We start from the raw sequence: 8,727 nt of genomic DNA on the forward strand, positions 1-8,727 counted from the left end.
TAGGTGGCCGGGACAGGCTACTCGTTCAGCGGGCGTCGGGCCGGTGCTCGGTGATCCAGCGGGCGGCGAGCAGGCCCGAGGCGGCGGTGAGGACCGCGGCGGCGACGACGGTGGCGTTCAGTCCGAGCCAGTCGGCGAGCACACCGGCAACGAGAGCTCCGGCGGCGTAGCCGATGTCACGCCAGAACCGGTACGTGCCCAGCGCGTTGGCCCGCCAGGCGGGGTGGGCGTGGTCGGAGATGGACGCGATGAGGGCCGGGTAGACCATGGCCGTGCCGAGACCGAGGAAGACCGCGGAGATGATGCCCGCGAGCAGGGGCCGGTCGAGTAGTACGAGAGCGAGGACGAAGCCGACGGACTGGACGAGCATGCCGTAGACGATCAGCGGCTTGCGGCCGATGCGGTCGGCGAGGTGACCGGTGGGAATCTGCCCCAGGCCCCACAGGATCGGGTACAGCCCCTTGATGAGGCCGACGGCTGCCAGGCCCAGGCCGTGGTCGGTGAACAGGAGAGGGAAGACGCCCCAGGTCAGGCCGTCGTTGAGGTTGTTGATCAGACCGGCCTGGCTGGCGCCGCGCAGGGATCGGTCGCGCCAGGAGGTCCGGGTGAACGTGGCCTTCAGGCCGGTGTCCTCGCCGGTGGGAAGCGGCTTGGTGTGGTTGGCCAGTTCGAGCGCGACGTGGGCAGCGGTGTCGCGGACGACCAGCGCCAGCGCGAGGCCTGCGACGACGAAGATGACGCCGATGAGTTCGGGGACAGGACGCAGGCCGTAGCTGGTGGCGAGGTAGCCGGTGAGCAGGGCGGTGACGCCGACCGCGGTGTAGCCGGCCGCCTCGTTCAGGCCGGTAGCCAGGCCGCGGCGCGAGGGACCGACGAGGTCGATCTTCATATTGACGGTCATCGACCAGGTCAGGCCCTGGTTCAGGCCCAACAGCACGTTCGCGGCGACGATCCAGCCCCAGGACGGCGCGTAGGCCAGAGCAAAGGGGACGGGAATGCCGAGGACCCAGCCTGCCACCAGTAGTTGCTTGCGGCGGAAGCGGGCGGTCAGGGCGCCGGCGGCGAGGTTGGTGAACGCCTTGGTGAGGCCGAAGGCGATGATGAAGGAGAAGACGGCCAGGTCGCTGGTCAGGCCGAAGGTCTCGGAGCCGATGAGCGGGACGGTGGTGCGCTCGAGGCCGACCAGGCCGCCGACGCAGATGTTGACGATGACCAGCAGGGTGAACTGCAGCCAGTTCTCCCGCAGGCCGAGCCGTACGGGACGCCCGGCAGCGTCTGTTGGTGTGGTGGCGGTGGGCGTGGTGTTCACGGGCGGGTGTCCTCCGTGCCCTGGACGAGTCGCTGACCGTGGGCGGCGGTGTAGTCGTCCGGTCCACCGTCCAGGACGGCGACGTCGGTGTGGCCCGCGCGTTCCAGGAGGCTTGCGGCGGTCATGGCGCGCTCGCCGTGCCCGCAGGCCACGACCGGGCCGCTCGGGGCGTCGGCGGCGGATTCGTTCAGGGCGCCGAGCTCGATGTGCACCGCGCCGGGGACATGCCCGGCGGCGAACTCGGCTTCCTGCCGGACATCGACATAGGGTCGGCCGTCGACGCGGTCGGCGGTGAGGAACGCGGTCGTTGCCTTGGGATTGCCGTCGGCGAGCCACGCTTCCATGCCGCCCGAGAGGCGGCCGGCGAGACGCTCGTAACCGATCTTGTACGCCTGCGCGACGATCTCGCTGAGGTCCTGGTCCTCGCCGGTGACGAAGGCCAGGGGCGCGGTGTCGGGCAGGAGCCAGCCGAGCCAGGTGGCGAACTGGTCGCGCAGCGGGATCGACAGCGAGCCGGGGACGTGGCCGGCGGCGTAGTCGGCGGCCGGTCGGACGTCGACGACGTGGCCGCCGTCGGCCATCAGGGCCCGCACCTGCTGCGCGGAGAGGGAGGGCAGCGCCGGCAGCGCCGTCAGCACCGCCGGGCCGCGCCGGTTGATCTCGCCGAGGCGGTCGAAGTACGTCGGGTAGGTGCCCAGGCTCGCGATGAGCTGGGCCACGAAGGTGTCCTCGTCGGGTGCGGCGAGCAGCGGGTTGGCCTGCTTCTGCGCGCAGATGGTGGTGGTGCGCTCGGTGCCGGGCGGCGCGGAGCAGAAGGAGCCGGCGCCGTGAGTGGGCCACACCGCGGTCTCGTCCGGCAGTGCGGTCAGCCGCTGCAGTGACCGGTACTGGGCGCGGGCGAGTTCCTTGGTGCGCTCTGGGCCGAGGAGGTCGGTGCGGGCGGCAGAGTTCACGATCAGCGACCCGCCGGTGAACACCCCCAGCTGGCGGGAGCCGTCCAGCAGCAGGAAGGACAGGTGCTCGTCGGTGTGGCCGGGGGTGGCCAGGGCACGCAGGGTCAGCCCGCCGAGGTCGACCTCGTCGCCGTCGGCCAGCGCCTGGTGTGCGAAGGCCCGGCGGCCAGCCGCGGAGGCCAGGATCGTGGCGCCGGTGTCGTGGCCGATCTGGACGGCGCCGGAGAGGAAGTCGGCGTGCAGGTGCGTGTCCGCGGCGAACGCGATGCGTAGCCCTCGCCGCTCGGCCGCCGCCCGCAGCGCGCGCAGGTCGCGGCTGGCGTCCATGGCCAAGGCGCGGCCGTCGCCGAGGTCGAGCAGGTAGGCGCTGTTGCCCAGCCCTTCGTCGACCAGCGGTATGAGGTGATCGTCCGCGAAGCCCACGGCGTCCTCCAAGATCTCGGGAACGGGGGCGTGTGGTCACACCCACCAAACTCAACTACAGTAATCCATGGATTTATGGAGGATGATATGTCGGAGAACACGAAGAGCACGACGAAGGCCCGGCTGTACGACGCGTTCGCAGCAAGCGGCAAGGCGCTGGCCAGCGGAAAGCGTCTGGAACTGCTGGATCTGCTGGCCCAGGGCGAGCGCACCGTCGACGCGCTGGCGAAGGCCGCCGGGCTGAACCTGACCACCGCCTCCGCGCACCTCCAGACGCTCAAGCAGGCCGGGTTCGTCACGTCCCGCCGTCAAGGCGTACGCATCCACTACCGGCTCGCCGGTGACGACGTGGCCCAGCTGTTCGCGCTGCTGCGCAAGGTCGCCGAAGCCCACCAGGCCGCCGTGCCCGCCGCACGCGACGCCTACCTCGGCGAGGACACCGCCGCCGAGCTCAGCCGTGAGGAACTGCGGGTCCGGATCGCCGCCGGGGACGTCGTCGTGCTCGACGTGCGGCCGGTGGAGGAGTACCAGGCCGGGCACATTCCCGGCGCCCTCTCCATCCCGGTCGACGAGCTCGCCGACCGGATCAACGAGCTGCCCGAGGACCTGGAGATCGTCGTCTACTGCCGTGGCGAGTACTGCGTCCTGGCCTACGACGCCGTCCGGCTGCTGACCGACCGCGGCCGCCGGGCGATCCGGCTCAACGACGGCATGCTGGAGTGGCGCCTGTCGGAGCTGCCCGTCGACGCCTCGGACATGACGTGACCGCTCCGGGCGGCGACCTGCTGCCGCATCCACGGCTGGCCGACGGGCCGGTCTATCTGGACTACAACGCCACCACTCCGGTCGACCCGCGCGTCGCCGCGGCGATGTGGCCGTACCTGACGGACTTCTTCGGCAACCCCTCCAGCAGCCATCCCTTCTCCCAGGAGCCGCGCCGGGCGCTCGCCGAGGCCCGCGCCCAGGTCGCCGATCTGATCGGTGTCGGGCCTGGCGAGATCGTGTTCACCGGCTCTGGATCCGAAGCCGACCTCCTCGCCCTGCGCGGTGCCGTACTGGCCTCGGGCCGACCACACCCGCATGTGATCACCCAGGCCACCGAGCACCCGGCCGTCCTGGAGACTTGCCGGGCCCTTGAGCGGCTGCACGGCGCCCGGGTGACCGTGCTGCCGGTCGGCGCTGACGGGCTTGTCACCCCGGCCGCTCTGGCCGCAGCCTTGACCGAGGACACGGTGCTGGTGTCGGTGATGGCGGCGAACAACGAGACCGGCGCCCTCCAGCCGATCACGGAACTCGCCACGCTCGCCCATGAGCGCGGCGCACTGTTTCACTGCGACGCCGCCCAGGCCGCAGGAAAGATCCCCCTCGATGTCAGCGAGCTGGGCGTGGACCTGCTCACGATCGTGGGCCACAAGATGTACGCGCCGAAGGGCGCTGCCGCCCTGTACGTGCGTGACGGGGTTCGGCTGGAGCCGGTCGTCTACGGCGGTGGGCAGGAGCGCGGCCTGCGTGCGGGTACGGAGAATGTCGCCCTGGCCGTCGCGCTCGGCACCGCCGCGCAACTCGCGGCCGCTGAGCTCGCCGAGGGCGCCCCGGCCCGCATCGCGGCCCTGCGCGACGACCTCCACCAGCGGCTCACCGGCAGCCTTGTCGGCCGTGTGCACCTCAACGGCCCGGAGAAGAACCGCCTGCCGAACACGCTGAACGTCAGCGTCGACGGTGTCCTCGGGCACGAGCTCCTCGCGGCCGTCGGTCAGCTCGCGGCCTCGACCGGCTCGGCCTGCCACAGCGGCACCCACACCCCTTCCCCTGTGCTCACTGCCATGGGCCTCGAGCGGGGCCGCGCGCTCAGCGCGCTGCGGTTGTCCCTGGGCCGCTGGACCACGGCCGAGGACATCGAGACGGCGGCAGCGGCACTCACCCAGGCGGCTGCCGCGCAGTGACCGGACCGACCGGCCCGAAGCCAGAGGAACCGACGCGAACAGGAGAGGCATGACCGAGAACACCGCGCACGGACTGTCCACCCGCAGTGTCCACGCCGGCGAACGCCGCGACGCCGAAGGGGCCATCCACACCCCGCTCTACAACCACTCCACCTTCGCGTTCGACACCACCGCCGACCTCCTCGACACTCGAAGGCCGCAAGGTCGGCAACCTCTACACCCGCTACGGCCTCAACCCCACCATCCGCTCCACCGAGGCCAAGCTCGCCGACCTCGAAGGCGCCGAGCAGGCCTTGGCGTTCTCCTCCGGCATGGCCGCCGAAGCCGCGACGTTCCTCGCGCACTGCCGCACCGGGGACCACATCGTGTGTATCGGCGAGGTCTACGGCGGCACGTTCGAGCTGCTCGGCGACAACCTGCCGCAGGTCGGCATCACCACCACGTTCCTGCGCGCCGACGAGGTCGACCGGCTGCCCGAGGTGCTGACCGGCCGGACCCGGATCGTGTTCTTCGAGACCCCGGCCAACCCCACCCTGACCGTCTTCGACATCGCCGCCATCTCCGAACAGGCCCGCACGGTCAGCGCGCTGACGGTGGTGGACAACACCTTCGCCACCCCCGTCAACCAGAACCCCCTCCAGCACGGCGCGGACCTGGTCGTGCACTCCGCGACGAAGTACCTTGGCGGCCACTCCGACCTGACCGCCGGCGTCCTGACCGGCCCCGCCGAGCACCTCGCCCCAGTCGTGGGCTGGCGCAAGAACCTCGGCCAGGTCATCGCCCCCGAGACCGCCTTCCTCCTCGCCCGCTCCATCCGCTCCCTTCCCGTCCGGGTCCGCGCGCAGAACGGCACCGCCGCGGCCGTCGCCGCCTTCCTCGCCACGCACCCGCGCGTGGCCCGCGTCCACTACCCGGGGCTGGCCACCGGCGAGCAGAAGCGCATCGTGGACGCGCAGATGCGCGGCGGGGGCGGCATGCTCAGCGCCGTCCTGGACGCGGACGCCGACCAGACCGCCGCCCTGGTGGACCGGCTCCGGCTGTTCGCCATCACGCCCAGCCTCGGCGGCGTCGAGTCCCTGGTCACCCAGCCCATCACCACCACCCACCACGGCCTGGACCCGGCCGAGCGCGCCAAGCGCGGCATCGCCGACAGCATGGTCCGCCTGTCCATCGGCCTCGAAGACGCCGACGACCTGATCGCCGACCTCGCCCAAGCACTCGACACCGACTGACGAAAGTCCCACGTGCACCGGCCCGCAGCGCTGTCCCATCCCGCGCCGGGCCGGTGCAACGGCCGCCCCCTCCTGCCGAGACCGGCCAGGCCCTCCCCGCCGGTCCCGCATCGCTCACCGCCGCTCCGGAAAGAGACATGACCAGCACCGCGCCCACCAGCACGACGGCCTCCATACCCGACCCCCAGGCACAGCCCCGGATCCTGCGCGTCCTGGTCGCCTCGCAGATCCTCAGCGGCGCAGGTCTCGCCGCCGGAGTCACCGTCGGGGCCCTCCTTGCCCGGGACATGCTCGGCACCACCAGCCTCGCCGGACTGCCCAGCGCCCTGTTCACCGCCGGCTCCGCCCTCGCCGCCATCGTCGTCGGCCGCATCTCCCAATCCCGCGGCCGACGCCCCGGCCTCGCCACCGGCTACCTCACCGGCGCCATCGGATCCGCCGGCGTCATCACCGCCGCCGTCCTGGACAACCCCGTCCTGCTGTTCATCGCCCTGTTCGTCTACGGCGCCGGCACCGCCACCAACCTCCAAGCCCGCTACGCCGGAGCCGACCTCGCCCCGGCCGACCACCGCGCCCGCGCCGTCTCCACCGTCCTGGTCGCCACCACCCTCGGCGGCGTCGCCGGACCCAACCTCGCCGCCCCCGCCGGCACCCTCGCCGAACACCTCGGCATCCCCCACCTCGCCGGACTCTTCGTCATCTCCGGCACCGCCTACGCCCTGGCCGCTCTCGTCCTCGCCCTCTGGCTGCGACCCGACCCGCTGCTCCTTGCCCGAACCGTCGCCCAGGCCAAGGAAACCGACACCGCAGCCCACCCGGCCGCCGATACCGCCGACACCAGCAAGGGCCGCGGAGGCGTGGTCCTGGGCGCGCTGGTCATGATCCTCACCCAGCTCGTCATGGTCGCGATCATGACGATGACGCCGGTCCACATGCACGACCACGGCCACTCCACCGCCGCCTCCGGCCTCGTCATCGGCATCCACATCGGCGCCATGTACCTGCCCTCCCCGCTCACCGGCTGGCTCGTCGACCGCTACGGCCGCATGAAGATCGCCGCCGCCTCCGGCATCACCCTGCTCGCCGCCGGCATCCTGGCCGCCGCCGCGCCCGGCGACTCCGTCGCGCTCCTCGCACTGGCCCTGGCCCTGCTGGGGCTCGGCTGGAACTTCGGCCTCGTCTCCGGCACCGCGATCATCACCGACACCGTCCCGCTCGCCACCCGCGCCAAGACCCATGGCCTGGTCGACGTCTCCATCGCCATCGTCGGCGCCACCGGCGGCATCACCTCCGGCATCATGGTCGCCGCCACCAGCTACCCCGCCCTCGCCCTCACCGGCGGAGCCCTCTCCCTCGCCCTGCTGCCCGCTGTCGTCGCCAGCGCCTACCGCCGATGAACCACGAGTTCCCTGCCCCGGCCATCACCGTCGACGGCACTGGCCTGCTCTGCGTCACCCTCCTTCTCCGCCTGCGCAAGGAGGTCAACGGCGTGAAGCCAGGCACCGTCGTCCACGTCATCGCCACCGACCCCGCAGCCCCGCTCGACCTGCCCGCCTGGTGCCACATGACCGGCCACCACTACCTCGGCCCCGCCCCCGACGACGAACGTCCGGTGTACGCACTGCGGATCGCCGCCAGCGCCCGCCCCACCCGAGCCGACGCCCCCTGGCATGCGGACAATCCCGACGGCTAACCGCTGTCTCCCCTTGTCAGCACCGGATTCGTTCACGGTTCGTGATCAAGCCTTGCCAGCTGTCCTGCTGCATCTTTGCCAACTACATAGCGGCACATCCCTCGGCCCAGCGACAGTCTGCGTAGTCCTTTGCCAACAAAGCTGCGTCGTCACACCGGCGCCTGCGTTGCCCCTTGTCCAGTTCCGCTACCTGCGACATTCCGCCCATTCCGGTGGGGGGCCTGGGGCGTGTCGGGGGAGAGGGTCTGGTCGACGTCGGTCCGGGCGGCGGTGAGGGCGGCGAGTGCCGGGGCGGTGAGGCCGGCGGCGAGCGCGCCACGCAGCATGTTGCGGCGCTTCATCGGGTCATCTCCATGGTCGGACTCCGTGCCGAGGGCGGCGGTGTCCTCCCAGGGTTGCGCAGCGAGCCCCAGGAGGGCACCGGGAATGCGCAGACCGCCGGAGATTCGCTCGACAGTTGCCAGCGCGGTGACAGCTGCGGTGCCCCGGGCGATCTGGCTGACTCGCTCGGACTTGAGCGCGCACGCCTCCGCGATCCGGTTGTAGGAGATCCCCTCGTCGTGCGCCATGGCGAACACCGTGGTGAAGTCGCGCTCGCGCAGGGCCCTCACGAACGTGGGGTCGGCCAGCAGACAGTGCGGCATCTGGGCGGGTGACGGCGGTAAGTCGTCCACAAGTCCCCCTGAAAGCTCGTGGAATGACGCTGCATCAGCCCAACGACCATACCCCCCATGGGGGCCCATGACGGGGTTATCGCCAGCCGTTCTCGTGGCTGTACTAGCGGGTGTCGCGGCCGTGCCGTCAGGGCTCGGCCGACCGATCAGAAGGAGGGTCCTCATGCAGAGTCCCGTCCAGCCCCCGCCCGCCACGTCCGGGCCGTCGACCGGCGGTCTGGTCCGTTCCCGCCGGTCGATCGTCGCCGCCCGGGGCCGCAACGCCATCCCCTCGGACGGCGGCGGCACCGGCAAGAGCGACGGCAACGACTGACGGATCGGGAGCCCTGACGCGATGACGCGCCTGTCCATCGCGGCGGGGGGGGGGGGGGGGGGGGGGGGGGGGGGGGGGGGGGGGGGGGGGGGAAAAGGAGCGGAGAAAACGGCAACCCACGTCCCTTTTCGGAGCTCGACGCCGCCATGGGGGAGGAAGAGGAGGTTTGATTTCCGGGTTTTTTTTT

Annotated in this window: 9 protein-coding genes; 6 read left to right on the forward strand and 3 right to left on the reverse strand. The window is 71.5% G+C overall.

The annotated features are described in order from the left end of the window. Positions 1-25: 25 nt before the first annotated feature. The gene (locus AC067M_RS40180) at positions 26-1,309 is read right to left on the reverse strand and encodes an MFS transporter (protein ID WP_478701956.1); all 1,284 of its coding nucleotides are present in this window, start codon (positions 1,307-1,309) and stop codon (positions 26-28) included. Next, positions 1,306-2,685, reverse strand: coding sequence for an MBL fold metallo-hydrolase (locus AC067M_RS40185; RefSeq protein ID WP_478701957.1), 1,380 nt, complete (start codon positions 2,683-2,685; stop codon positions 1,306-1,308). The genes AC067M_RS40180 and AC067M_RS40185 overlap by 4 nt, the downstream gene beginning before the upstream one ends. An 87-nt stretch (positions 2,686-2,772) precedes the next feature. On the opposite strand from AC067M_RS40185, the gene AC067M_RS40190 reads away from it, so the two are divergent. From AC067M_RS40190 to AC067M_RS40210, 5 genes are all read left to right on the forward strand, one after another. Then, a complete protein-coding gene (locus AC067M_RS40190; RefSeq protein WP_478701958.1) occupies positions 2,773-3,450 on the forward strand; it encodes an ArsR/SmtB family transcription factor in 678 nt (225 codons plus the stop codon). Continuing rightward, a complete protein-coding gene (locus AC067M_RS40195) occupies positions 3,447-4,628 on the forward strand; it encodes a cysteine desulfurase family protein (RefSeq protein WP_478701959.1) in 1,182 nt (393 codons plus the stop codon). Before AC067M_RS40190 ends, AC067M_RS40195 begins: the two co-directional genes overlap by 4 nt. Before the next feature lie 86 nt (positions 4,629-4,714). Beyond that, positions 4,715-5,860, forward strand: a complete 1,146-nt coding sequence (locus tag AC067M_RS40200; RefSeq protein ID WP_478701960.1) for a trans-sulfuration enzyme family protein — start codon at positions 4,715-4,717, stop codon at positions 5,858-5,860. Positions 5,861-5,997: 137 nt separating this feature from the next. Further along, the gene (locus tag AC067M_RS40205) at positions 5,998-7,257 is read left to right on the forward strand and encodes an MFS transporter (protein ID WP_478701961.1); all 1,260 of its coding nucleotides are present in this window, start codon (positions 5,998-6,000) and stop codon (positions 7,255-7,257) included. Next, complete coding sequence (locus AC067M_RS40210) at positions 7,254-7,553, forward strand: sulfurtransferase TusA family protein (protein ID WP_478701962.1); 300 nt, start codon at positions 7,254-7,256, stop codon at positions 7,551-7,553. Before AC067M_RS40205 ends, AC067M_RS40210 begins: the two co-directional genes overlap by 4 nt. Before the next feature lie 149 nt (positions 7,554-7,702). Here AC067M_RS40210 and AC067M_RS40215 read toward each other — a convergent pair whose 3' ends face one another. Further along, a complete protein-coding gene (locus AC067M_RS40215; RefSeq protein WP_478701963.1) occupies positions 7,703-8,227 on the reverse strand; it encodes a hypothetical protein in 525 nt (174 codons plus the stop codon). 163 nt (positions 8,228-8,390) lie between these two features. On the opposite strand from AC067M_RS40215, the gene AC067M_RS40220 reads away from it, so the two are divergent. Further along, complete coding sequence (locus tag AC067M_RS40220; RefSeq protein WP_363091709.1) at positions 8,391-8,540, forward strand: hypothetical protein; 150 nt, start codon at positions 8,391-8,393, stop codon at positions 8,538-8,540. Positions 8,541-8,727: the final 187 nt, after the last annotated feature.

This window comes from Streptomyces sp. NPDC043427, assembly GCF_056436655.1.